We start from the raw sequence: 25320 nt of genomic DNA on the forward strand, positions 1-25320 counted from the left end.
TTTTCTCTTATTTAGTTGCCAATTGGAGTGCTGTCTTCGCTATCAGCAATACCATCGTTGTCAGCATCTTCATCGGCTGTTAAACCCGAAGCGGCAATATCTTCATCAGTTACATTTGCTAAGAAGAAGTTTGGAAGCCCATCGTTATCAGTATCAACACTGGCAACACGGTTATCTCTAAAGTCATCTTTGCTTGCAATTAATTCAGCCATTGTGGTGTAAAGGTCAAGTTGGTCGGCTTCACCGTTCACATCATTAGTGACAAGCGCTGTTGCTTGCTCGTATTCGTCAAGTAAGGTATGTGCTTCGACTAAATCTTCCATAGCTTCAATAATGACAGTATCGGCTTGCGCTAAAATAAGCGTTTCAATATCAGCGAGAAGTGCTGAGGTTTGTGTTTTCACACTACTGTAAGTGCTGGCAAAGTCAGTAATACTGCCGGCATTAGCCCCCATGCTAGAAAGCATGCTGTAACGTTCCCAAAAGCCAGTTGTTGGAGCACTAAGTGAGACCGTTTCTTTTTTAAGGGCTTCAAGTATATCCAGCAATTGGTCGCTTGTTAACGTGCTTAAATTTTCGTTTACTTCAGCTATCGCACTATTAAATGTAGTTAAGGCTAAATCAGTAAAACCAGCATCGACTAAATAACCTAATGTTTCTAAGCTGTACTCAAACCGAACTTCAATGTCATCTAATACACTAATTTTACTTAGTAATTGCGTATTTACTGCGGCAATCTCGTCAGTCAAACCACCGCGGTCAAGTGATACCATTACATTGTTATGAACAGTAATTGCAGAAGTGTCGGTTAAAGTTCGTAATGTGCCTGTATTTAGTTTATTTAACATGGTTAAACAGCGATTTGCGGCAGCTGCAGAATCTGCGCCAATTTCTTCGCTAATGCTAACCAGTAAACCACATCCATTAGAACCCGCTAAGAAAGAAGCAGATGACTCTGCACTTATGTACTCGTCAGATGAAATAAACTCACCAGCATAAGTTAATACGTCTTTAGCCTGTTCTGTAAAGCCAAACTGATGTAGAACTTGTGCTGTGCCCGCGTTATTTGATGTTTTGGTTAGACTTCTAAAAAACTCATTGTAATCACTTTCCTCTGTAAAATAGGTGAAGGCTTCAGCCGTTGCATCAGCTACAGATGAACCCGCTATAATGCTTTTAGTTATACTAAAACTGTACATAATTTGTTTAGCACCACTGATATCAAAATCAGATGAAAGTAATGCAAACGCAGGGTTTTCTTCGAGGTCATAAAGGCCTTCTAGTAATCCGGCTAGAGTTTGTAGTGGATAGGTATAAGTACCTAAATTGGCCTCAGTGTATTCTGAAGCAGCAAAGTCATAGTTGCTATCTATGCCCGTTACACCATAAAACGACAGCGCTAGGTTTACGTATTCACGGGCTAGTTCAAGCGAGTTGGCTCGAAATAAAACCTCAGCTGCCCATGCAGTATAAAGCGCTCTTAGTTTCTCTACTTTTTCACCCGCATACTCGCCACTACCACCTTGAATTTGGTAACCTGTGTTACTTGAAATATTTACTAGTGCAGTAGCAAAAGTTTGTGCTGTGAGTTGATTGGCATCAGTTGGGTTTGCAGCATATACATCTAATGCACCTTCGGCTGCATTTTTAAATGCTGTTTGGAAGTAACCATATGTTGTTGAATATTGCTCTTCACGTACTATCTCTGCATAACTGTTAATAGTTTCCAGCAGTGTTTCTGCTTCATCGGTTTGACCAACATCCATATAATCATTTACTAAACCAAGTAACCAGGCTGCATCGTTACGGTTGATGTTTTCAAACCCTTTTTCAGCTAAATATTGGTTGTAAGCGGCTAAGGCGCGTGAGCGATATTGTGCACCTTGCTCTATTTCATTGATGCTATCTAACGCAACACCTACATCTCTTAGGCCTCCAGCAAGAGCTGTTTGCTCGTTAATGAGTAATAAATAGTCTTCGGCTGTATCTAAAAACCCAGCACGTGCATACGCCGCTGCTTGAACTTGGTATACGGTATAACGTGAAATTTCATCGTTAATGCTTTCGTTTACAATATCGGCTTGTTTTAAGTGTGATTTACTAGAGCTGTAGTAAAAATTACGTTTGTCTTCATTTGTTACATAAGAAGGGCTTAGTGTAATACTGGCCGTAATTGGTTCATCAATTACGCCATCCGTATAGCTTATTACGAATGCTTCATTAACTGAATTTAATGTTTGCGCTTCAAAGATAAACTCGCCCGTGCTTTCGTTTATTGTAATTACACCACTTTCAGGGGAGGTTACCAGCGTAAATGTTATTTCATCTCCATCGGGATCAACTACATTAATAGTCCCCTCTGTTGTTGATGATGAGGTAACAAATACGTTTGTTGTTTGTAATACCGGCGTATCATTAACATTTTCGACCGTAAAGTTTAGCGTTACATTTGAACTAAGAGAACCATCGCTAGCTGAAATTGAAGCACTATCGCTACCAAAAAAATCGGCGTTAGGCGTATACGTAAACTCACCATTTGCTTCTATCGCTATCGTCCCATTACTTGGCGCGTTTGCTAATGTGTAGCTAAGTGCCTCGTCGTCGGTGGCTGTTACTTGGCCTGAAAAAGTGGTGTCTTCGTTTACAGTAAAACTTAAATTAGGTTGAGAAAACTGTGGAGCAGTATTACCAGAGCCACCGCCACAGCCTGCCAACGCAAGCGCGCATAATATTGGGGTAAATTTAATTAGCTTGTTCATTATTGTTAATATTAAAAGTTAATGATGTTGCGAATGATAACGCATATCAATTAGATTTTAAAGTGTGTAAAGTATTTGTCATATTAATAGTGAGTATCCATAAAGTACTTATAAGGCAGCTAAAACACCAAACCCTGCTATTAACAGGGCTTTATTGTGAGTAAAAATGAGATTAGTAAAGAGGAGGATGGTTGTTAGTTTAAGTCGCTAATAATAAGCAGCGGAAAGTTTTTAACTGAACGAGGTTGCCAATTATTATAGCTAATATTGCTAATTCCAAAATAGTTAAGCACCTTAGGTGAGTACGTCCAGCCACGTGCACGTTGCTTTATGGCGGCACTGCGTAAACTGGGTTTTAGCCCTACGGTGAGTAGGTCGTGATTTACATTTAGCTTTGTGTAAAAGGCTTTTTCGCGCAAGCTTGCTTTAGCAATTACCTCATCGTAATGGGCGCGTAATGTTTGCCACTTTTGGCTTTTTTGTGGCTCTTTTAAGTGCTTTACCATGGCATCAATATCACTATCTAACCACTTAGCTGAGGCTGCATCCCCATGCCAGCCAATAATTGTATTGGGCTCAATTGTAGTAGGGTGGCCAGCAAGCAACACATAATTTGCACACGACGAAAAGCAAAACTGCTTTATGTTTACCGTTAGCTTATGCGCCAAAATTAATTCGGCTAAATCCATCCCTAAATCAATGTTTCCGCCGCCGCTGGTAATCGTAAATGTATTAATTGTAGGGTTAGTTTTTAAAAGCTCAGCTGCCGTATTGTTATTTTGTTTGTTGATTTGGCCACTGTATATAATGGTTTTATCACTTAAGGTTACTTGAGCCTGCAATAACGTGGGGAGTATTAAAAAAAGGGTAAAAATTAATTTATGCATTTGAGTTTTAAGTGAGTATTTTTGCCAAAGGCTACGTAATTTGGCTAAACGAGGCAAATACTAATTTGTCTTAAGTAAGTTAACCCCTTTTAACCCATCCTTAACCCTTGCCCTAATACACTGTGTGTAATGATGTAAATTAGGCACAGTTAAATGGTTTATTTTAAAAAGCGCTCAACGGTTTTATTGCTTGCACTTAGCTGCACGCTTGCTGCGTGTAGTAGCCAGCCAAGCTATACAGGTAATAGCACCGAGCAATCGCTAAAGCAGCATGCAAATTGGCAATACACACAAGATGATGCAACCGAGGTAAGTTATATCACTGATTTAGTGAATATAGCGGGGCTTGATTCGCTTATTAACCAAGCCGTTGCAAATAACCCTTCATTTAACCAAGTGCATGTGGCGCTAAAACTTGCTTATGCGCAGCGCGATGTTACCGCAGCAAGCCAGTGGTTTAGTGTAGATGCCGATTTTGACGCTCAGCGCAACGAAACAACTGGCACACAGTACAGCTCATCACTAGGGGTTAGCTGGGAGGCCGACGTATGGCAAAAAATTGCTGATAAAGTAGCCGCGCAAGACATGACCATAGCCAGTAATCAGGCCACTTACCAAGGCGCTAAAGACACCTTAGTAGCCAGCGTGATGCGCACGTATTTAAACATTATTTTGCAGCAAGATTTACTTAACATAGAGCAGCAGCGCTTAACGGTTTTAGAAAATAACGAGCAAAGTATTGTTGAGCGTTACCAATACGGCTTAGGTGATTTAGAAGCCCTTGATACCGCGCGTACAAATACCGCTTCAACCCGAGCCACTATTGCCGATTATCAAGAACAAATAGCGCAAGCTAAACGTGCTTTAGTATTATTAGTGGGCGTTGATAAACTTGAAAACTTACCTACCACCTCTGTTTTACCTGAGGTAATTGAGCCGCTAAGCGCGCTACCAGAGCAAGATTTAGCGCGTCGCCCCGATTTACAAAGTGCCTATTACAATATTCAATCTAAACGTTATTTAGTGGATGTAGCTTACAAAGATTTACTGCCAAGCATTACGCTTTCGGCATCGCTTAGCGATTTAGCAACTACACCCAGCCAAGTATTATTAACCAGCCCAGTTTGGAACTTATTAGGCAGTTTAAGTGCGCCATTGTTTCAAGGCGGGGCACTTCGTGCACAAGTTGATATTGCAAAATTAAATGCCGAACAAGCCTTTTGGGAATACCAAGACACGCTACTTAGCGCCGTAAACGAAGTAGAAAACGCACTAGGTCAAGATCAATCATTAACACAGCAGCAGCTACAAATTAGTAAAGCGCTTGCCAGTGCTAAGCGCAGTTATAGCAACTACCAAAGCAAATACCAGCAAGGTTTGGTTGATATTTTAGACCTACTCACCGTGCAGCAGCAGGTGTACGACCTACAAGCTCAGCTTAGCCAAATAAATTACACCCTTTTAACTAACCGTATAGATTTAGGCCTTGCCTTGGGCCTTGGAGTATCGTCATGAAAATTTCGCCAGTACCTGTTGTTGTAACTCTTGTTGCCATTGTTTGTATAGGGCTTGCTATTTCATATAACGGCCAAAAAATGGCGCAGCAAGCAAATGGCCCAAAGCCTGAGCTGGCTAAATCTGTGGCACCCAATGTATCGGTTATAAATGCTGTGCCAAGTACGTATCAAGCCTATGTTAGCGGCCACGGTGAGGCTAAAGCACACTGGGCGCTTAGCTTAAAAGCACAAGTTAAGGGCGAAATAACGAATATGAGCGAGCAATTTGCTACCGGTAATGTAGTTAAAAAGGGCCAAGTGCTTGCACAAATAGATAACACCGAATACTTACAAGCAGTCGCGAGCGCTAAAGCCACATTGGCAGATGCCAAACTTGCCCTACAAGAAGAGCAAGACTTAGGAAACCAAGCAAAGCGTGAATGGCAGCGCTCGGGTGTAACACAAGCGCCAAGCTCACCTTTAGTATTTAGAACGCTACAGCTAGAAGCCGCCCAAGCAACGGCCGATAACGCCCAATACGCACTACAAACTGCGCAGCGTGATGAAAAAAACACCCATATAAGTGCGCCGTTTGATGCTGTTATTTTATCGCGCGATGTAGATTTAGGCACTTACGTAAGCATTGGCGATACACTGGCTACATTAAACAGCACCGACAAAGTAGAAATTAGCGTACCGCTTTCATTAAGCCAATGGCAAAACCTGGCAAGCGATAAGTCGGGCGAGGTTATTTTAAGTGATGTAACAACACAGAATCAGTGGCAAGGTTACATTGCTCGTTTTGAACAGCATCTTGACGATAGCTCTCGCCAGCGCAGTGTAGTGGTTGCGCTAGACAAACCTTTTGAGCAAGCAACACCATTGTTACCAGGTACATTTTTAGCGGTACAAATTGCCGGTAAAGCGCTTAACAACGTAATTAAATTACCCGCCTCAGCAGTATCGCAAGAGGGCTTAATTTGGTACGTAAACGAGCAAAACACGTTAATGAGCATTCAAGCGCAAAAACTATTTGAGCGCGGTGATTACGTTTATATCTCTCCTATTGAAGGACACACTAATTTACGTGTGGTGGCTCGCCCACTCGTAAGCTACTTAAACGATATGTTAGTAAACCCAATTGTTGAGGAGATGCCATAATGAGCCCGCATCAAGCACCGCAATTACCTAATAATACTAACCCTTTGCACGGTATTATTAGCTGGTTTGCTAACAACTCAGTGGCCGCCAATTTATTACTCATTAGCGTAATAGTTATGGGCATAATGTCGCTTTCTACTTTGCGTAAAGAGGCGTTTCCAAGCCTTGAGCCAGATACTATTTCAGTATCGGTGGTTTACGACAGTGGCGATGCCTTACAAGCAGAAGAAGGCATCGCCCTAAAAGTAGAAGAAGCCCTTGAAACCGTACCGGGTATTAAGCGCATTACCTCTACATCCGATGCCAGCGGCAGTCATGTAAGCATTGAGAAAAAAACCGATTACTCGCTTGATGAGCTACTCACCGATGTTAAAAACCAAGTTGATGCCATAAATAACTTTCCGGCAGATGCCGAAGAGCCGGTGATCGACAAAGCGCGCAGGCAAGATCACGCATTAACCTTACAATTGTTTGGTGATGCCGACCGTCATACGTTGCAAAACCTAGGTGAAAAACTAAAAGCCGATTTATTAGCTAAATCGGGCATTAGCGATGTAGAGCAATCGGGTGTGCTTGACCCTATGATGTCGGTAGAAATCGACGAAGGCAAACTACAAGCCTACGGTTTAACAATTAGCGATGTAAGCGAGGTGATTAACAACGAATCATCGAGCCCGCTTTCTACTAGCTTGCGCGATAGCAATAAAATTATGCGCCTAAAAGCGGCAGACCAAGCTTACTGGCAGCGCGACTTTGCCAATATAGTGTTACTTACAACGCAATCAGGCACACAAATTAAATTAGGTGATGTAGCAACCGTTACCGACACATTCGCAGAAGATACCAACTCACTAAGTCGTTATAACCAACAAAATGCCGTAGGCATTGAAATTTTAATGGATGAAAATAGCGATATAACCACCATAGTTGAGCAAGCACAAAGCGTAATTGATACATGGCACGAGCGCGGCTTATTACCGCAAAATGTAGAGCTTGAAAGCTGGCACGACAAAAGCACCATGATCACCGAGCGCTTATCGCTGCTTACTAAAAATGCCGTAACCGGTATTATTATGGTGTTTGTTATTTTAGCGATATTTTTAAATGTACGCGTTGCGCTATGGGTTGCGGGTGGCTTGCCATTTGTATTTTTTGGCACGCTGTACTTTATTACCGACAGCTACACCGCACTGACCATAAATGAAATGACCACCTTTGGTTTTATTATGGCGCTGGGGATCGTGGTCGACGATGCCGTGGTTGTGGGGGAGAGTATTTACACCACTCGCAAAAAACACGGCGACACCCTTAATAACACGATTTTAGGCACCATGAAGGTGGCTGTACCCACCATATTTGGCGTATTAACCACGGTAGCTGCGTTTGTTGCGCTTTCGAATGTATCTGGCAACTTAGGTAAAATTTACTCTCAGTTTGCGACCGTAGTGACGATTTGTTTACTGCTTTCGGTTGTTGAATCAAAACTTATTTTACCGTCGCATTTAGCCCACGTAAGTACTAAACGTCAGTTAAAGTCGGGCCTTAGTGGCTTGTGGTCAAAGGTGCAGCATGGCGCCGACAGCGGCCTAACTTGGTTTAGCGATAAAGTGTACCGCCGTGTTATTGAATACTCGTTACGCTTTAGGTACGCCATTGTTGCTGCATTTGTGGCCTTTTTTATTCTGGTTGTTGGTATGCCTATGACCGGTGCGGTAAAAGTAGGTTTTTTCCCAAGTATTGCCGGCGATACCGTAACCGCAGAGCTTGTTATGCAAAACGATGCAGCGTATGGGCAAACTAATAAAAACTTGTTAGCGCTTGAGCAAAGTGCACTACAAGCCCAGCAAAATTTAATGGATAAGTTTGACTCGCAAGAGAGCGAAATAACGAGCTTACAATTAGTGAGCAGTAGCGATACTAGCGGTACGGTAAGTGTTGAGCTATTAAACGAGGGCGACTTTACTGCAAGCGAATTTGCACAAGAATGGCAGCGCCTTGCCGGTATGCCAGAGGGCAGCAAAAAGCTACAAGTATTGGCTACACGTAAAATGGTTGATAACTTTAAAGTGGAGCTAAAAGCCTGGGATGACGAAACCGTAATGGCCGCAGGCGCACTGTTTAAAGAGCGCTTACAAAATACTGCTGGTGTTAATGGCATAGATGATAATTTAAACCCAGGTCAGCCACAGCTTAAATTTACCTTAAATGCACAAGGGCGCGCTTTAGGTATGGATACGGCGAGCCTATCAGAGCAGGTTTTACAAGCTTTTGGTGGAGCAATTGTACAGCGTTACCAGCGTGATAAAGACGAAGTAAAAGTACGTGTACGTTACCCAGAAAACGCCCGTAAAACACCAGCCGATATTATGCAATCGCGTATTAGGTTACCCGATGGCACTGTAGTACCTTTGGTTAACGTAACCAATATAAGCAGCGAATATCAGCAAGATGAAATAACCCGCATTGACGGCCTACGTGCAATTTACTTAAGCGCACAAGTAGATAAAAACATTGTGGCATCTAACGAATTAGTTGCTAACTTAAGCCGCGATTTAGTACCTGAGCTTAACGCGCAATTTCCTAACTTAAGTATTCACTTTGCCGGAGAAGCCGAAGAGCAAGACGAAACAACAGGCTCAATGGCCACTATGTTTATAGCCGCGCTATTAGTTATTTACGTATTGCTGGCGATTCCGCTTAAATCGTACATTCAACCTATGTTGATTATGGTGGCGATTCCCTTTGGTATTGTGGGTGCTATTTTAGGCCATTGGTGGAACGACTTAACCATCAGCATACTTTCTTTAAATGGTATTTTGGCTCTCAGTGGGGTGGTTGTAAACGACAGCCTATTATTGGTATCGCGCTTTAACGAGCTGGTAAAAGATGAAGGCATGAGCACGCACGATGCCATTGTAGAGTCGTGTACAAGCCGCCTGCGCGCGGTAATGCTTACCTCAATTACCACCTATGCGGGCTTAGTGCCGTTATTAAGCGAAACCTCAATGCAGGCACAGTTTTTAATCCCTGCTGCGGCATCACTTGGTTATGGTATTTTGTTTGCCACGGTTATTACGTTAATCCTTATTCCGGCATTATTAATGATTCAAATAGACATTAAGCGCTTACTTGCCAATGTGTTAGACTTTTTAAGTGGTAAACGCACCCAAGGAGCTGCCTCTTAATGATAAACGTACTACTGGTTGAAGACGACATAGACCTGGCAACAACAATTGTTGATTACCTCGATATAGAAGACATTGAGTGTGACCATGCAAGTAATGGCGTTTTGGGCTTAAATTTACTGCAAATTAATGATTATCAGATGATTATTTTAGATGTAAACATGCCCAAAATGGACGGCTTAACAATGTGCAAAACATTGCGTGAACAAGGTAAAGATATTCCGGTATTAATGTTGACCGCACGTGATAGCCTCGATAACAAACTAGAGGGCTTTACCGCCGGTAGTGACGACTATTTAGTAAAACCCTTTGCCATGAAAGAGCTAGTAGCGAGGGTACAAGTGCTGGCAAAGCGCAAAAGTGGTGAGGCAAAACGCCTCACCTTAGCTAATTTAAATTTAGATTTAGCAAAGCGCAGTGCCGATGTAGAGGGGCAAACATTAAAGTTATCGCCCATTGCATTTAAATTGCTAGAAACCTTAGTACGCCATGCGCCGCAGCCTGTTACGCGCAGTAGCATTATGCAAGCTATATGGGGCGAAGAGCAGCCCGACAGCAACAGTTTAAAAGTGCATGTGCATCATTTACGTAAGCAATTAGAAGCCACCACACACCAAGTTACACTTGAAACCATTCCTAGTGTGGGCTTTGCAATAACAGCAAATGAAGGGCAACCACAATGAAAATAAGGCCTAGTTTAAGGCTCTACTTTTTTGCCAGTATGGTGGTGCTTAGCTCTGCTATGGCCATTGGCTTTTCGTTTTTAAGTGTAAATTACTTTATTGATGGGCTAGATAAAGGCTTAAACGGAGTTATGTTAAAGCTTTCGCAAACCACTGAAGTAAAGCCAGGGGAAACAAAAGAGCTGGTGGGCTTTAATATAGCAAGCCGCTGGGAAGACATGCCTGCGTCAATTCAGCAGCGTTTTAAAAAACCAACAGAGGTGGGGCTTTTACATAAAACAAAAGACAGGCCATCGATGTTTTCTATGCCGCAAAATTTATTTTTTGTGGTGTATTATCCAAGCCCCGAAGGCGAGCCGCGTTATATATCGCGCATTATGCTCGAAAAAGACAAACCACAATTGCTCGCTAATATAGAGCCCGAACAACGCATGCTATGGATTGCCATTACAGGCATTGCTGCCATTGTGTTATTTGCGTTTTTTTTGTTTATGGTAATGAAAAAAATAGCCAAGCCAGTGGAGTCGTTAAGGGGCTGGGCTAAATCGTTAAACCAAACTAATCTGCAGCAAACACCGCCCGATTTTACATATAACGAACTAAACACTTTAGCCACATTAATACGCAGCAGCTTGCTTTCCGCGAATGAAAGCGTAGAGCGTGAGCAGCGCTTTTTAAGCTATGCCAGCCACGAGCTGCGTACGCCAATTTCGGTTATTCGCAGTAACGTTGAGCTACTCAATCGGCTGAGCGAAAAAGCCCCGTTAAGTGATAAACAACAGCTTACACTTGAGCGTATAGAGCGCGCCGGTTTAACCATGAGCGATTTAACCGATACGTTATTATGGCTAAGCCGCAACGAAGAGCAGCAAAGTAGTCCAGAACCTGTAAACCTTAGTGATAAAATAACGACCCTGAGTAATGAGCTTAACTACCTGCTTAATGCTAAGCACGTTGAGGTGGTTTTAGACACCCAACAAGAGAGTGTTATTACAACCGATGCTACTGCGTGCCACATTGTACTGACTAATTTAATTCGTAATGCCTACCAACATACCCAATTTGGCCAAGTACATATTACGCAGCAAGGCAGTAAAGTCACTATTGTTAATTGTAGTAAGCAGGACGAGGCCCCTAAAGCGAGCTCACCTTCAGCAAAACACGCCAGTATAGGGTACGGACTAGGCTTGCAATTAAGCGAAAAAATAATTAAACGCCACGGCTGGGTTTACGATGTAAACGACATGCCAGGGCGCTATGAAGTGGTGGTCGATTTTAGTTAGTTATTTGGTTAATTAGGTTTCAAGTATTAATAACCGCGCTAAGGCTTTTTATAAAGTGTTAGCGCGGTTTTTTATGTGAAATTAAACATTTGATTGAATAGTATGCGATAGTGGAGTGTGAAACTGGGAATGGGAAATTGCTCTATAGTAATCAGGGCAATCCAGTACAAACTAGTTGCGATTATTGAATGTTTTATTTTAGGAGATGTATGCAGATACTTTTAGTTTTTATATTACTTTGCCCATTTTGGGTATGTAGTGCTGAAAACACATCGCTTGTTATTTCTGAAAATGTACTGAGCTCAGATGAAGCAAAAAAATTACACATTCATCGACTAGTTGATGGAAATAGTGAAAATTTGGACGATAGCTGGATAATACTAATGTATCCCGAAGTTGATCAGCAAGGCCAACCAATATCTGAGTTATGCATAAGTATTAATAGTGGTCCAAAGAAGTTAGCTTCGTTGTGTGCTGCTATAAACAAGTCTGAAATTAGCGGGTTTAATCGTTCTGATTTTGAAATAGGGGAAAGTGTTTCTGTTTCAGCTGATTTTACATATGGTGCGGCTAATTATACTTTACAAAATGTTTTATTACTTGAAAGCGAAGACTATGAGTCATTCAAAGAGCGATATAACAAACGCGGCGACCCAGAGAATGATTAATAGTCATATATTTAGCAAACAATACAAAAAACGATACCAACATATTTAGTGTTGGATAACATGGAGTGTTTATTTTTATGTTCAAAATTATAATTATTTTAATATCAATTATTTCTTTTAATGCCTTGGCAGCAGAAGAAGTGAAGCTTGGAGTTGTAGGGAACGTTGGGGCGGATGGCTTTTTTAGCCCAAAAGTAATGTCATTTATTATTGAAAACGTAAAGCCTAATTCACCCGCTGAAAAAGCAGGGATTGTTGCAGGGCAAAAAATTATTTCTATAGAAGGCTGTAAAATTCCGGGCTGCCCTGCCAGTAAAGCAAAAAAATTAATGCGAAAGGAGTCAGGGGACATCTTACAGTTAGTTTTAGAAAATGAGGATGGTAGCCAAGTTCCTTTAGAGGTTCCTATGAATGCTTGGTAAGACTAATGAGCTTTAAGCGCCGTTAATTGTCGGACGGTGCTGCGCTTCCGACCTACGTTTTAAAACGGTTTAAAAGTGTATTAAAAAAGCGGCTTAACGCAATGAACGTTAAGCCGCTTTTTTATGATTACTGATAGGGCGTATTACTTATAATACCCATCCTCAAAATAGATCACTTAATCAAGCGGATTGGTATAAATGATTACTCGGCTGCAGCTTGTTTGGTTTTTCTAAACATAAACTCAAGCGGAATGTGTAAGCGTTTTGCCCACGCGTTTTCGGTGTGATCTTCACCTGGAAAAAACTGGCTTTGCCATAGCTTTGCTGGGTATTGTTGCGCCATAAATAAATCATCAATTTGCGCTTGTAGCTTAGGGTACATGGCATCTAAAGTGCTGTCGCCGTAATCAAAATACACTTTTTGGTTACTCAGCTTTTCGATGTTGTTGGCAATGTAATTTTTAAACTCGGCAAATACTTCGTCGTCGTGGCTAAAAATACCTGGCCAGTGGGTCGACATACAAATAGCGCCTGCAAATTCGTTAGGATAATTAAGTAGTGTATACCACGATATAAGCCCACCCATGCTAGAGCCACCAATATAGCGATGCTGCGCGCCTTTATTTACGTTGTAGTTAGACTCTATGTAAGGAATAACTTCTTTAACTAAAAAGCGTGAGTAGTTGTCTGAGTACACCTTAGAGGCAAATAATTTGTGGCCTGGGTATTTTTCTAACTGGTATAGGGCGTTTTGCTTTTGCTTGCTTAAGGCCTCAAACGGCTGTTGTGGGTAGTATTCGCTGTGGCGGTTTTCAACGGCGTTTGGAATGCCTACCACAATAAATGGGCGTACTTTGCCTTGCTCTATTAATGAGCCGGCTACTTCATCTACGCGCCATTCTTGCTTGTTCCATGTGCTATTGGCATCAAACAGCATGCGGCCATCGTGCATGTAAAGTGCATCGTAGGTGGTGTTTTTGTTGTAACCTGGCGGTAGCCATACATTTAAAAAACGGTTTTTTACAAACTGTGATTCTATATTGTCGATCACCTCAATATGGCCCTTGCTTACTTGCACGGTGGGCGTGTTTGCATAGCTGGTATGCACTACAAATATTGATAAGCTAAACAGTAAAGCAACTAATTTCATGGTGGCGCCTTAGCATACAAAAAGTGCACTATCACAAGCTTGCATTGTTAATTCAATGTGAATACGTATGCACTTGCATTTAAGCTACAAATGCACACGCATACAATTTATAAATCGCTGCGCCAGCCCATGCCCGACTCTTCCATAAGGCGCTCGTATACGCCCTCAATATTAAGTGGCAGCCATGCTTTATATTGCTTTAAATCTGAAAACTCATCGAGCTTAACGTTTTGTTTTATTTGCTCTAGGCTCTGCCCTGCAAGCGCTGCGGCGGTTACTTGGTTGTACAGTTGCTCTATATAACTTAAATAACGTGCAACATCGGCTTTATTACCCATATCGGCATGGCCGCCCACAAAGGTATTAAAGTCGTAATTTAAAGCCGCTTGGGTTGAATTAATCATACCTTGAATATCGTAGCTCCATAGTTTTTGCCATGGCATTCTGCCAATGACTATCCAATCGACCACAAATAGTGTTTTTTGCTTTTCGAACAGCATACTTACCGAGCCTCGGCCATCGTTAGGGCCGTGGTAGTTAAGTTTTAAGGTTGAGCCGCCAAGGCTAAGTATTAGTTCATCATCAAAAGTAAGGTTAGGCATAACCGTTTTTATTTTTGTGTTTTTAATATCTTGGGCGGTAAGTTTGTGCGCAACAAAGGTTGTGTGCGGGCTTTTAAATACCTCTGCGCCGTAAATATGGTCGCTGTGATTATGGCTATATACAACGTATTTTACCGGTACGTTATAGCGGGTTTTAATTTGCTCCTTTAACCACGTGGCGGCTTTTTTATTAAGTGGGTCGGTAACTATTGCACCTTGTGGGGTGATTAAAAATACCGAGCGGTGTCTGTCGTCAATAAAGCGGTGGAGGCCATCGCCTAAATCTTCAATTTCGTAACTTTGCGCCATAAAACCTGTAAATAGTAGGCTGGTGGCAAGTAGTGTTAGTAATAAGCGAAGCATGCACAATCCTGTTTAATGTTCTAAGGGTCTGTTGACCTTTGCGGATTAAAATTTGTTCAAACTAGGGGCTATTTAATCGCGGCGCGAGGTTTGTAACCTAGTGGGCTAAGTAAAAGCCGAGCAAAGCTTCCGCGTCCTGCTCACGCCCTTTACCTACATCCATGTAGGCAACAAAGAGTAAATAGCCCCTAGGAAGAACCCTTTGGGCAGCGCCTGTTTGGCATTAATGCTACGTTATCGCCTATTTGTGGGGAACAACCACACTATATAGGCTCTGCCTTGCCTAAATACCAAACAGATAGCTGCAAATTTAACCTTAAAAGATCAACAGACCCTAGCATTAAGTAAGAAAGTGCTAATGAGTATAAAATTTCAGTCAAAGTAAAAGCCATTTTATTTTAAATATAAAATGGCTTTGTTAGGTTGGATTTAACGCAGGGTGAGCTGCTGGATTATTTCTTCAAAAATACCGGCGTCGTCTATGGTTGAAGGAATTTGTAGTTCGTCGCCATCGACCAATTGGCGTAAATTTTTGCGTAGTATTTTACCTGAACGAGTTTTTGGTAATCGCTCTACGCTTATTATTGTTTTAAGGCACGCTATAGCGCCTATTTGGTTGCGTACTGTTTGCACAAGCTCTTGCTCTACATCGGTAGGGGAGCCGGTAAAGTCGTTTTTAAGTACGATCATGGCCATCGGTAATTGGCCTTTTAGTGTATCGGTAACCCCAAACACCGCGCACTCTGCAACGGCTGGGTGGGATGCGACTATTTCTTCCATTTCGCCGGTTGAAAGCCTATGGCCTGCTACGTTTATAACATCGTCTGTACGGCCCATTATAAATAGGTAGCCATCGTCATCTATGTAACCACCATCGCCGGAAAGATAATACCCCGGGTACTGAGTTAAATAACCGGTTTTAAAGCGCGCTGTATTTTGCCAAATGGTGGGTAAGCAACCTGGCGGCAGCGGCAATTTTATAGCCACCACGCCTTGCTCGTTTGGTGCGCATTGCTCGCCTTGCATATTTAATATTTGCACATCAAACCCAGGGGTTGGCACGGTAGAGCTACCTGGTTTTGTTACTAATTCTTCTATGCCTACGGGGTTACAGGCAATGGCCCAGCCGGTTTCTGTTTGCCACCAGTGATCGAGTATTGGCAGGTTGGTTTTTTCTTTTAGCCAGTTGTACGTTGGCGGGTCGAGCCGCTCGCCAGCTAAAAATAGTCGTTTTAAACTACTGGTGTTGTACTGCTTAAAGCCCTCTGCATTTGGGTCTTCTTTTTTGATGGCTCTAAACGCAGTGGGCGCTGTAAATAATGCAGTTACTTGGTACTGCTCTACTACTCGCCAAAATGCACTGGCATCAGGTGTGCGAACTGGTTTGCCTTCAAACAACACTGTTGTACAGCGATAAATTAGCGGGGCATACACTATGTAGGAGTGCCCAACGACCCAGCCTATATCTGAGGCAGCCCAAAATACGTCGCCGGGCTGCATGCCGTAAACGGTTTCCATGCTGTAGTGCATAGCAACACCATGGCCGCCGTTTTCACGCACTACGCCTTTAGGCGTGCCTGTAGTGCCTGAGGTATATAAAATATAAAGAGGATCACGCCCACTTACAGGTACTGGCTCTACTGCAGTGGCTGTTTGCATTGCCTCATCCCAGTTAATATCTCTTGTGGGGATAAGCGTGGCAGCTACTTGTTCGCGCTGGTAAATAACGCAGTGATCTATTTTATGATTGGCAAGATCTATGGCGTGATCAATCAGCGGTTTATATTCTATTACGCTATCTACCTCTACACCGCACGAAGCGCTCAGTATGAGTTTAGGTTTAGCATCGTCTATACGTACGGCGAGTTCATGCGCTGCAAAACCACCAAATACCACAGAGTGTATAGCGCCTAATCGGGCGCAGGCCAGCATGCTTATTACAGCTTGGGGGATCATGGGCATATAAATAACAACGCGGTCGCCTTTACTAACGCCTAACGATTGCATTACACCGGCAAATTTAGCTACCTCTTGCTGTAGCTGGTAGTAGCTATACTTCTGCTGCGTATTGGTTACGGGGGAGTCGTAAATAAGCGCGGTTTGCTCGCCAAAACCGGCAATAACGTGTTGGTCGAGCGCTAAAAAACTGGTGTTTAGTTGGCCATCATCAAACCAATGGTAAAGGCCGTCAGTGTCTTGTGTGAAGGCGTGTTCGGGCTTTTTATACCAAGGTAGGCGCTTTGCTTGTTCAAGCCAAAATTGTGCTGGGTTTTGTTTAAAGCTTTCGTATTGTTGTTTATATGGGCCTAACATAGTGGGCTCCTAATACTAAATGTGTGTGAGAGACCTTACAAAAGGTAGGCTTTTTTTTAACCGATAGGTATTCGACTATGGTCGGCTAAAAGTTAAACAACACTTTGGGTTTTAAAATACAAAATTGACAATACAAAGCGTGTGGCTCAGCATGGCGAGCAATTAAAATAAGAGAAAACGCAATATGAGTAACGTAGTAAGAGTAGGGGTTGCGGTTATTATAATGCGCCAAAACACTATTTTATTAGGTGAGCGAATAGGGTCACATGGTGCAAATACATGGGCAACGCCTGGTGGACATTTAGAATTTGGTGAAAGTGTTGAGCAGTGCGCAATACGCGAGGTATTTGAGGAAACAGGGCTAAATGTGAGTAAAATTACTAAGCTTGATTTTACTAACGATATTTTTAGTGCTGAGAATAAACACTACATTACTTTATATGTAAAAGCCGATTACGAGGGCGGCGAGCCTGTGCTAAACGAGCCAAATAAATGTATGCAGTGGCGCTGGTGCGACATTAATAATTTACCATCGCCACTGTTTACATCACTTAAAAACTACTTAACTACAACAACGCTTACGGCTTAGTTGATGGGCTTAATACTAATTTTTTAAAGCTCACTTGGGCGTAATCACCATTTTGTTTGTCGGTGGCCCAATCGCCAGTGCCTAAACAGCCTGGGTACCAAATGCCTTTAGCGCTTTTGGTGCTACATTGGTTATAAGCACCCGCTTTAAAGTAATGCCAATCGGCAGCATAGCCATTAGGGTGATCTTTTTCATCTACCTTGCCATAGGCATCTACGTTATTGCCTAAGTTAATTGCGTAGTTAACGTCTTTTTTGCCTTGGGCGCTAAAGGTTAAGTACATCATGTTTTTATGCACGTTTACTGTGTAACTAAAGTCTTCGCCAAGCGCTATGCCTGTCGCTCCGGGATCGTCCGAGTTTTCCCAGGTATTACCCCACACAGGGTATGTAATGTCGGTTCGGTTAGGATCTTTTTTTGGTAAGTTACGTTCGTAGTTCCAAAAAACAGATCCGGTTTTATGGCCAGGCCATTTTTTATAATAAATTTTAAGTGGTTCGTTACCCCAGCCAAAACCCAGTTTTGTATCTATTAAAGCTTGATCTTTACCTGCGTGAATTTGCCCTACCACCACAGAATAAGCGGCTTTTTTATTAGGATCGTTAGCGCGAAGTGCAACATGATCCACCTTGAGGGTGGCTTCCATTTTTCCGCCTACCGAGCCAAAGCGCTCCGATAGCGGGTGTACAGCTAGGGCAAAGTTATTCTTTGAATTTTTAGTTTTTATTTTGGTATTGGTGCCGCGGATCATTTGTCTTAGTTCACTGCGGGTATTGGTTGAATTGGCACTGGTAAGCGCTTTGTTTGGCGAGGTAAATACCATATAACCTTGATCATCAAGGTAGAAAAAATCAGGGTGCGCGTAGGTTTGGATCTCTTCTACGTCTACGGTATCTATTTTTCCATCGTTATTGAGATCTACAGGTACGTTTATTTTCCATTGCGATAAATCAAATTTTGACGCAGGTACTGCGACATTACTATCAACAGGTGTACTTGTGCTGGCACAGCCCATAAATAGCAAAGGGGTAACAGCAGCCAGTGCTGTGAGTTTAAAAGTAGATGTTAGATTTTTCATTGTTGTCTCTGTGTGATGATATTAAAAATGAGCGATATTAACTTCGCTTAACTTTAATCTAACATACCAATTTAAAATATCAACATTACCAATTTTTTGTTTTCGTAGTTTTTATAGTGCCTTTTTGGTTATACCAAAGTGGTTTTTTGTTGCTGTTGTTTTTTGCGTTTTTTATTTAGGTGTTTGCGCTGCGCTTTTTTTACATGCTTAACTATCCACTTTGTCATAAGAGGCATAAGTTCTGGCGCAAAATTATGGCCCATCCCAGGGACTACTCTTAGCTTGGCTTTTTTTATAAGGCTTGCCGTTTTTTTGCCTGCACTTACGGGTATTACCACATCGTCGCTGCCGTGAATTACTAAAGTAGGCGTTTTAATTTTACGAATTAAATGTTGCCTGTCTTTACTCGCGGCCATAGCAATAAGCTGGCGTTTGTAGCCACTTGGATTATGCGAGCGCTCTACAATTTGCGTTGCATGATGGCGAAGTGCGTTTTCTGATTGAGGGTAAGCGGGGCTGCCAATAAGTTGGTTAAGTTTAATGTTGTAGTTTATCGCCTCATCACGGCTGGATGTTTTGGGCTTTAATTTGGCAAGCTTTATAAATACGCCAATGCTTTTGGCATTCAGCCTTGGCAGGCTAGAGCTTGACATAATAGTGGTTAAACTTAGCACCTTTTTTTTATGTTGAGCTGCAATTAGTTGAGCAATCATACCGCCCATAGAAGCACCTACAAAATGCGCTTTTTTTATTTTAAGCGCCGCCATAAGCGCTAATACATCGTTTGCCATATCATCAAGTAAATAGGGCGTTTGCGTGCGTATGGGCAGGCGTTTACTTAACCACGATTTAAATAAACTCGGGCTAGGGTGGTGCTCTAAATGAGTAGAAAGGCCAGTGTCGCGGTTATCAAAGCGTATAACCCTAAACCCTTTTTTTACTAAGGTGTAGTAAAGCGAGTCCGGCCACACGGTCATTTGTGCGCCTAAACCCATAATAAGTATGATTGCGGGGGCTTTTTTATCGCCTTCGTCTTGGTAACTGAGTTTTATACCCTGAGGTGTTTTAATTGTTCGCATAGCCAACTAGCAGTGTTTGCGTTGCTAAAATTATAGACCCTGTTTATTACAACTTGTTGGCAGTAGCCGGAAGCGGTAGTTGCCACTTGGTTAAAATAGCCTGATATTCGCCGTTTTCTTTTAGCGTGTTAAGTGCATGGCTAATAGCGCTTGCGGTGTGTTTATCTAGGGTTTTGTTGGCACTAAAATATAATTTTGAAGGGTAGTCGGTTAAATGAATTCGCTTAGTTATTAAATTGGGATTTAGGCCTGAGTGCTTTAGCTCGTTATTTAATGTAAGTGTATTGGTTAGTACAAAGTCAATGCGTTTTTTATAAAGCATTTGCCACAGTTGCTGATAGTAGCTTACAAGAACTAGGTTTTTGTCTTCGGTAAAACCGGCGTTTTTTAAATAGGTGGCACTTGAATAGCCACGTATTGTGGCCACTTGGTAAAATTTTGCGTGATTAAGGTGGGTAACTTCATCAGTACGGTTTTTTAAGCTAACTAAATAAGCATCGGCAAAGTATGACTCACCTAGCCAGGTGTATTGCCTTGCTCTAATAGGGGTTTTTAAAAGAGACAACGCAATTGCATTTGGGTTGTTTTTAAGCATTGTAAAAATACGCGCCATAGGGATTATTTCAAACTTGGCGGATAGCTTTGTGTGTTTAATAGTGGCTTTGGCTAAATCGACTAATGCGCCGTCGGGTTCGTTATTTTCATTTATAAAATGATAAGGCGGGAGATCTTCTGCTACAAAGGTAATGGTTTGTGCGTTGCACATGGCGCTATAAAGCATAAACACACAAATACTTAATACTACACGCACAAATATAACCCACATTTTTAATTATTATGCGCTCTAGTTTAAAGAGTGTTGATTAAAAGGTATACCATAAATGTTTATTTAATGTGAATAACACTGCGGTTCATTTACGTTTTAAAAATTGTGTGGGTGTGCAATGGTGCCATCGTAAAAAAGCACGATTAAACGAGCTCTGATCTTTAAAGCCTAACAGGTTAGCTAGTTCGCTAAGTGGGAGCGTACCAATTAACGTGTGGGAGCGGCTTTTTCTTTCTTGTTCGAGCAATTGCGCAAAGGTTACATGTTGTTTTTTTAAATGTCGCTGTAGCGTGCGCGGTGTTACGTTTAGTGCGCTTGCAACTGCAATAAGCTGGCAATTTTGTAATGTTGTTTTTGCAATAAGTAGCTGTTTAACTTTTTCTGTTAAGCACTGCTGACTTTTAAAACGCGATAGCTGCTGTTGTGAAAGCTGCTTAAATGTAGCATTTACAATGGCGTTATCGGTTTTAAAGGCAAGGTTTAAATAACTGCTCGGAAAGTTTATTTGGTTATGCGCTGCGCCGCTTATAACGGGGCATTTAAACCACGCCTCTAACTGTTGTGTGTGCCTTTTAGGCCAATTATGTATAAAGCTGATACTGCTTGGGCAAAGCGATGCGTTTATTAACTGGCGAATAACGCTGACCCACGCAGTCATGTTTCGTAATACTACTTGTTCATTACAATGAGGATGAGCATGCCAGCGCACCGTAGCGGTGTCTGCAACTTGCAAAAACTGCGCTTTACCAATATCTGCCACTAAGCTGTCGTAATTTAACAGTGCCTTTATAGCGCTACTTAGGGTATCGCTCGATTCTATTAAATAGCCCAATATACCGTAATCTGCTGGGCGAATGTGCATACCTAAAGTAAAACCAAACAGCGCATCGTTTAGCGCTTTTTGGCCATACACAAGCAGCGCATTGTAACTTTGTAAACTAATACGGGGGGCTAATTGCTGACTATGCTGGCGACTAAATTCAGTAAACCCGATTGCCTTAAGAGCCGTATTAGAATCAATACCTTGGGTTTGCAAGTAATCTAAAATGCTTGAAAAGTAATGATCAGCCAGTGTATGCATTTGTCGTCTAAAGCTAAAAAATGGTCGTGTATGAGCAAGCTTGCCATGTTCAATTTTTATATGCTAGTTACATGAGTAATTATCTTCGCTGTAAACAATGATCTTTATATCAATAAAGCAAACGCTTAATGCAGATCCTTTGCAAATAATAACCACCTTGTTGGATCATCAGCAGTTAGATCGCTTTTTTAATGCCAAGTTTGAGCTAATAAAAACAGCAAATAGCGGTGAGCTAAAAGGCGGTAAAGGCGCTATTAGGCAAGTGAAAATGGCAAATGCCACGTTTAATGAGCGTATAATAATGGCTAACCCCAGCCACATTTGCTATCGAATAGAAGGTAATAAGCCTGTGGCGCACCATCAAGGTGATATTTATTTAGTTGCTAATACAGGGGCTAAAAGTATCACTACCGATCTTAATTATTGTATACGCTGCAAAGCGCCGTGGTGGCTGCCAAATGCTTTGCTAAAACACCTAATTAGTAAAGATATAACCCAGGCATTAAATAAACTGCAGCATTACTTTATGGTGGGCAAAGTATGAACTCAGAAATTATTTTACTTGCCCTAAGCCCTGTGTTTTTAGTGTTTGTATGCTTTGAATTTGTAAAATTTAAGCGCTATTACAATATAAAAGACAGCCTAGCAAACACCGTTTTAGCCTTGTTGCACCAAGGCGCAGATGCAATGGCACTGCTGCTACTTATGCCATTTTTTTACATGCTTTACGAGTACCGTTTATTTGATATAAAGCTAAGTGTATTAAGCGTTGCTTTTGCATTTTTACTGCAAGATTTTTTGTACTATTGGTTTCATCGTGCGTCGCATCATATTCATTGGTTGTGGGCTGCGCATGTGGTGCACCACAGCTCCACTAAAATGAATTTTACCACTGCGTTTAGGCAAAGCATAATGTACCCAGTAGCCGGCATGTGGGTATTTTGGCTACCTATGATACTACTAGGGTTTGACCCTTTAACCGTATTTAGCGTAGTGGCACTTAATTTGGCGTATCAATTTTTTGTGCACACGCAAATAGTGGCTAAATTAGGCTGGTTTGAAAGCGTATTTAATACGCCATCGCACCACAGGGTTCATCATGCAATTAATAAACGCTACCTTGATAAAAACTTTGCCGGTGTGCTTATTATTTGGGATAAATTATTTGGCACATTTGTAGAAGAAGACAAAAATCAGCCCTGTAAATACGGCATAGTAGGGCAGCTAAATAGTAATAACCCACTAATAATAACGTTTCATCAGTGGGCTCATTTATTAAAAAGTACCTATACGGCGAAAGGGTTAAAAGCTAAATGCAAAGTACTATTTGGCTACCCAACCAGTAGCGTTAAAGTTAAAAACGAGTGATTTAGCCAAGTGGCTTTTTACTTCTTGGCGCTCCGAGTAAAATAAACATGTGGCAAATACAAATAGATAAAAACGCACTCACACCTAAGGCACCGCCATAACCATCAAGCTTTGGTACTAGGTATTCAAATAAAAACGAAAATAAAATAGATGAGCTGGCCACGGTATAAATACCAAATCGGTGTGGGGCGCTCATGCCTATAAATGTGCCGCCAAAAAACACGACTGAGTATAAGTCGGGGTTTAGGTTTAAAGCACTTAATAGTAAGTAAGCAATAATAGAAAGCGAGGCCGATGCACGTATGCCATCAAAACGATTATGTTTGGCTAAGTAAAACGTTAAAAACGCACCTAATAAGGCTATAAATGGGTATTCTAAATTCATAAAACCATTCCTTTGGCCAACATAAATAAAGCCACGCTTGCAAAGGCAACACTGCCAAGCTTACCGCCAAATCCGGTAAACATATTTATGGTAAGCACATATAAACTGGCGCCAATAACAGAAATTATGGCTATTTCCCAATAACTTGTAATTAAGTGTGTAGAGCACATGCCGGCAAAACTACCTGCGTAAATAGCCGCATAGGGATGGTTTTTAAACCGAGCAGGAAAAGGAATAAACGAGCCAATTAGCCCTGTAAGCGCCGCCGAAATAACTAAGGGCAATGCAAAAGTTGTGTGCATGGCAAAGCAGGCTACAAAGCCTAAAAAGAAGGTTATAAACTTTAAAAATAAGAATTTAATCATAGCAGCGCATTTTAAACTAATCCTTTTACGCTTTCTAACTATCTCTAATAAATAAAATATGGGTGTTAGCGTTAAATGTTATTAAGGCTACTTTTTAAGCTGGATTGGTATTAACTATGCTTATTTGTGGCTGTTAATGTTTCATAAATTATATTTTATGTATAATAGGGGTTATTAATATACAAATTTAAAAGATTAAAGGTAATTTATGTCTAACTGTTTGCACTTGGCTATACCCGCTGGCGATTTAAAAGTAGCGAAAACGTTTTACTGTGATGTGCTTGGCTGTAAAACAGGGAACAGCGAAGAAGGGCGCTGGGTAGACATAGACTTTTGGGGTAATGAGCTCACATTACACCAAAGCGAAGAGCGCTTACCCACTGTTCGCCACGATGTAGATATGGGCGCAGTGGCGGTACCGCATTTTGGTATTCATTTATCTGAAGATGAATTTAACGGTTTAAAAAAACGTATAGAAGATGCGGGGCTTGAATACCTAGATAAACCGTATCGCCGTTTTGTTGGTGATGAGTTTGAACAAGAAACCTTTTTTATTGAAGATCCAAACGGCAACGTGCTTGAAATGAAAACCATGGTAAACCCTGAGGTTTTATTTAAAAAAGCGTAAGCAATATTTATTAAAGAATAGGCCACTTTTGTAGTGGCCTTTTTTGTACCTATAGATGAAAATAATTACACCGTATGAGTGATATTTATTCACTCTACAGTACGGAATTTTAAACGTAGACTAACGCGCAACTCTCATACTTTATAGTTATTTATGTTGCTGTTAAAACTCACCATTGCGCCATTACTTTTATTATTTATTCACTTTGCTCAAAAACGCTTTGGCAGTTTTGTGAGCGGTATTATTCCGGGCTTGCCTATTACATCGGGCCCTATTTCGTATTTTATTGCGCTTGAGCAAGGTAAGTTATTTGCTAGTAACTCGGCTGTGGCGTCGTTGTATGGCATGAGCGGTATAGGCTTATTTTGTTTTTGTTATGCTGCCATGCTTGCAAAATATGGGGTAGTTAAAGCGTTGTTTGCTGCATTAACACTATGGTGCGCTTTTAGTGCATTTACCTTGTTATTGCCGGTGAATATTGCCTTTGCATCGGTGCTCTCGCTTAGTACTTTATTGGTGCTTGCGCTGGCATCGAGTAAGTTAAAATTTACGCCCGATGCCAAACCTTTTACCGCTGCGTGGGAGCTGCCGCTAAAAATGTTATTGGTCAGCTGCTTTATTATGTTAGTTACGGTTATATCGGCAAAAATAGGGGCAATGTGGAGCGGGTTACTTTCTACTTTTCCGGTAATTTTGGCGGTTATGGGCAGTATTGCGCATGCAAGTGATAAAAAATACTCGGCGTATAAGGTGCTTAACGGCGGCATTATTGGCTCGTTAGGGGGCTGTGTGTTTTTTGCTGTGATTGCACTCGCGCTTAAGTTTGAATTTGTGATTTGGCAGGTATATGCAGCGGCTGCAGTGTGCTCAACTTTATTTACAATTATTATGAGCCACTATGTAAACCGTAAACAATTTGCCAAGCCGGCTACGGTTTAATAGCAATAAG

23 protein-coding genes are annotated in these 25320 nt (G+C 41.6%); 12 read left to right on the top strand and 11 right to left on the bottom strand.

Annotation, left to right across the window (positions count from 1 at the left end; all coding sequences use genetic code 11):
* Positions 1 to 11 precede the first annotated feature (11 nt).
* Positions 12 to 2759 carry an Ig-like domain-containing protein gene (locus tag AN390_RS01530; protein ID WP_055252771.1) on the bottom strand — a complete coding sequence of 916 codons (2748 nt, stop codon included), beginning with the start codon at positions 2757 to 2759 and terminating at the stop codon, positions 12 to 14.
* A 194-nt stretch (positions 2760 to 2953) separates the two neighbouring features.
* Positions 2954 to 3646 carry a hypothetical protein gene (locus AN390_RS01535; RefSeq protein ID WP_232510938.1) on the bottom strand — a complete coding sequence of 231 codons (693 nt, stop codon included), beginning with the start codon at positions 3644 to 3646 and terminating at the stop codon, positions 2954 to 2956.
* A 153-nt stretch (positions 3647 to 3799) separates the two neighbouring features.
* Between AN390_RS01535 and AN390_RS01540 the strand changes: the two genes are divergently transcribed.
* The 7 genes from AN390_RS01540 (at position 3800) to AN390_RS01570 (ending at position 12544) form a co-directional block, all read left to right on the top strand.
* Positions 3800 to 5161 carry a TolC family protein gene (locus tag AN390_RS01540; protein WP_055252773.1) on the top strand — a complete coding sequence of 454 codons (1362 nt, stop codon included), beginning with the start codon at positions 3800 to 3802 and terminating at the stop codon, positions 5159 to 5161.
* Positions 5158 to 6303 (top strand): efflux RND transporter periplasmic adaptor subunit, encoded by a 1146-nt coding sequence (locus tag AN390_RS01545; RefSeq protein WP_055252774.1) that lies wholly within the window; start codon positions 5158 to 5160, stop codon positions 6301 to 6303. The genes AN390_RS01540 and AN390_RS01545 overlap by 4 nt, the downstream gene beginning before the upstream one ends.
* Complete coding sequence (locus AN390_RS01550) at positions 6303 to 9488, top strand: efflux RND transporter permease subunit (RefSeq protein WP_055252775.1); 3186 nt, start codon at positions 6303 to 6305, stop codon at positions 9486 to 9488. Before AN390_RS01545 ends, AN390_RS01550 begins: the two co-directional genes overlap by 1 nt.
* On the top strand, positions 9488 to 10171 hold the full coding sequence (locus AN390_RS01555; RefSeq protein ID WP_055252776.1) for a response regulator transcription factor: 684 nt from the start codon (positions 9488 to 9490) through the stop codon (positions 10169 to 10171). The genes AN390_RS01550 and AN390_RS01555 overlap by 1 nt, the downstream gene beginning before the upstream one ends.
* Positions 10168 to 11454, top strand: coding sequence for a HAMP domain-containing sensor histidine kinase (locus tag AN390_RS01560; protein WP_055252777.1), 1287 nt, complete (start codon positions 10168 to 10170; stop codon positions 11452 to 11454). Before AN390_RS01555 ends, AN390_RS01560 begins: the two co-directional genes overlap by 4 nt.
* Positions 11455 to 11663: 209 nt before the next feature.
* A complete protein-coding gene (locus tag AN390_RS01565; protein WP_055252778.1) occupies positions 11664 to 12122 on the top strand; it encodes a hypothetical protein in 459 nt (152 codons plus the stop codon).
* 77 nt (positions 12123 to 12199) lie between these two features.
* The gene (locus tag AN390_RS01570; protein ID WP_024033228.1) at positions 12200 to 12544 is read left to right on the top strand and encodes a PDZ domain-containing protein; all 345 of its coding nucleotides are present in this window, start codon (positions 12200 to 12202) and stop codon (positions 12542 to 12544) included.
* 202 nt (positions 12545 to 12746) lie between these two features.
* Here the strand turns inward: AN390_RS01570 and AN390_RS01575 are convergent, their stop codons facing one another.
* The 3 genes from AN390_RS01575 to AN390_RS01585 form a co-directional block, all read right to left on the bottom strand.
* A complete protein-coding gene (locus AN390_RS01575; protein ID WP_055252779.1) occupies positions 12747 to 13694 on the bottom strand; it encodes an alpha/beta hydrolase in 948 nt (315 codons plus the stop codon).
* A gap of 107 nt (positions 13695 to 13801) precedes the next feature.
* The gene (locus tag AN390_RS01580) at positions 13802 to 14659 is read right to left on the bottom strand and encodes an MBL fold metallo-hydrolase (RefSeq protein ID WP_055252780.1); all 858 of its coding nucleotides are present in this window, start codon (positions 14657 to 14659) and stop codon (positions 13802 to 13804) included.
* A 429-nt stretch (positions 14660 to 15088) separates the two neighbouring features.
* Entirely contained in the window at positions 15089 to 16972 is a 1884-nt protein-coding gene (locus tag AN390_RS01585; protein WP_055252781.1) for an AMP-binding protein, read from the bottom strand.
* Between the two features lie 184 nt (positions 16973 to 17156).
* Here AN390_RS01585 and AN390_RS01590 point away from each other — a divergent pair, with 184 nt between their 5' ends.
* Positions 17157 to 17561 carry an NUDIX hydrolase gene (locus AN390_RS01590; RefSeq protein WP_029772935.1) on the top strand — a complete coding sequence of 135 codons (405 nt, stop codon included), beginning with the start codon at positions 17157 to 17159 and terminating at the stop codon, positions 17559 to 17561.
* Here AN390_RS01590 and AN390_RS01595 read toward each other — a convergent pair.
* From AN390_RS01595 to AN390_RS01610, 4 genes are all read right to left on the bottom strand, one after another.
* On the bottom strand, positions 17551 to 18639 hold the full coding sequence (locus AN390_RS01595; RefSeq protein WP_055252782.1) for a polysaccharide lyase family 7 protein: 1089 nt from the start codon (positions 18637 to 18639) through the stop codon (positions 17551 to 17553). The genes AN390_RS01590 and AN390_RS01595 overlap by 11 nt on opposite strands.
* 128 nt (positions 18640 to 18767) lie before the next feature.
* Positions 18768 to 19718, bottom strand: coding sequence for an alpha/beta fold hydrolase (locus tag AN390_RS01600; protein WP_055252783.1), 951 nt, complete (start codon positions 19716 to 19718; stop codon positions 18768 to 18770).
* A gap of 46 nt (positions 19719 to 19764) precedes the next feature.
* The gene (locus tag AN390_RS01605; RefSeq protein WP_055252902.1) at positions 19765 to 20535 is read right to left on the bottom strand and encodes an ABC transporter substrate-binding protein; all 771 of its coding nucleotides are present in this window, start codon (positions 20533 to 20535) and stop codon (positions 19765 to 19767) included.
* Positions 20536 to 20629: 94 nt separating this feature from the next.
* On the bottom strand, positions 20630 to 21625 hold the full coding sequence (locus AN390_RS01610) for an AraC family transcriptional regulator (RefSeq protein WP_055252784.1): 996 nt from the start codon (positions 21623 to 21625) through the stop codon (positions 20630 to 20632).
* Positions 21626 to 21722: 97 nt separating this feature from the next.
* Between AN390_RS01610 and AN390_RS01615 the strand changes: the two genes are divergently transcribed.
* Entirely contained in the window at positions 21723 to 22169 is a 447-nt protein-coding gene (locus AN390_RS01615; protein WP_055252785.1) for an SRPBCC family protein, read from the top strand.
* On the top strand, positions 22166 to 22993 hold the full coding sequence (locus AN390_RS01620) for a sterol desaturase family protein (RefSeq protein ID WP_055252786.1): 828 nt from the start codon (positions 22166 to 22168) through the stop codon (positions 22991 to 22993). The genes AN390_RS01615 and AN390_RS01620 overlap by 4 nt, the downstream gene beginning before the upstream one ends.
* Before the next feature lies 1 nt (position 22994).
* Here AN390_RS01620 and AN390_RS01625 read toward each other — a convergent pair whose 3' ends face one another.
* Positions 22995 to 23378: a hypothetical protein gene (locus tag AN390_RS01625; RefSeq protein ID WP_004586056.1), complete on the bottom strand. Its 384-nt coding sequence runs from the start codon at positions 23376 to 23378 to the stop codon at positions 22995 to 22997.
* Positions 23375 to 23680 (bottom strand): hypothetical protein, encoded by a 306-nt coding sequence (locus tag AN390_RS01630; protein WP_036963831.1) that lies wholly within the window; start codon positions 23678 to 23680, stop codon positions 23375 to 23377. Before AN390_RS01630 ends, AN390_RS01625 begins: the two co-directional genes overlap by 4 nt.
* A gap of 271 nt (positions 23681 to 23951) precedes the next feature.
* Here AN390_RS01630 and AN390_RS01635 point away from each other — a divergent pair, with 271 nt between their 5' ends.
* Together AN390_RS01635 and AN390_RS01640 are read left to right on the top strand one after the other, a co-directional pair.
* Positions 23952 to 24371, top strand: a complete 420-nt coding sequence (locus AN390_RS01635; protein ID WP_024033213.1) for a VOC family protein — start codon at positions 23952 to 23954, stop codon at positions 24369 to 24371.
* Positions 24372 to 24524: 153 nt separating this feature from the next.
* The gene (locus tag AN390_RS01640) at positions 24525 to 25310 is read left to right on the top strand and encodes a hypothetical protein (protein WP_236695062.1); all 786 of its coding nucleotides are present in this window, start codon (positions 24525 to 24527) and stop codon (positions 25308 to 25310) included.
* The last annotated feature ends 10 nt before the right edge of the window (positions 25311 to 25320 follow it).

This window comes from Pseudoalteromonas sp. P1-11 (assembly GCF_001399995.1).
GTDB classification, from domain to species: Bacteria; Pseudomonadota; Gammaproteobacteria; order Enterobacterales; family Alteromonadaceae; genus Pseudoalteromonas; species Pseudoalteromonas atlantica.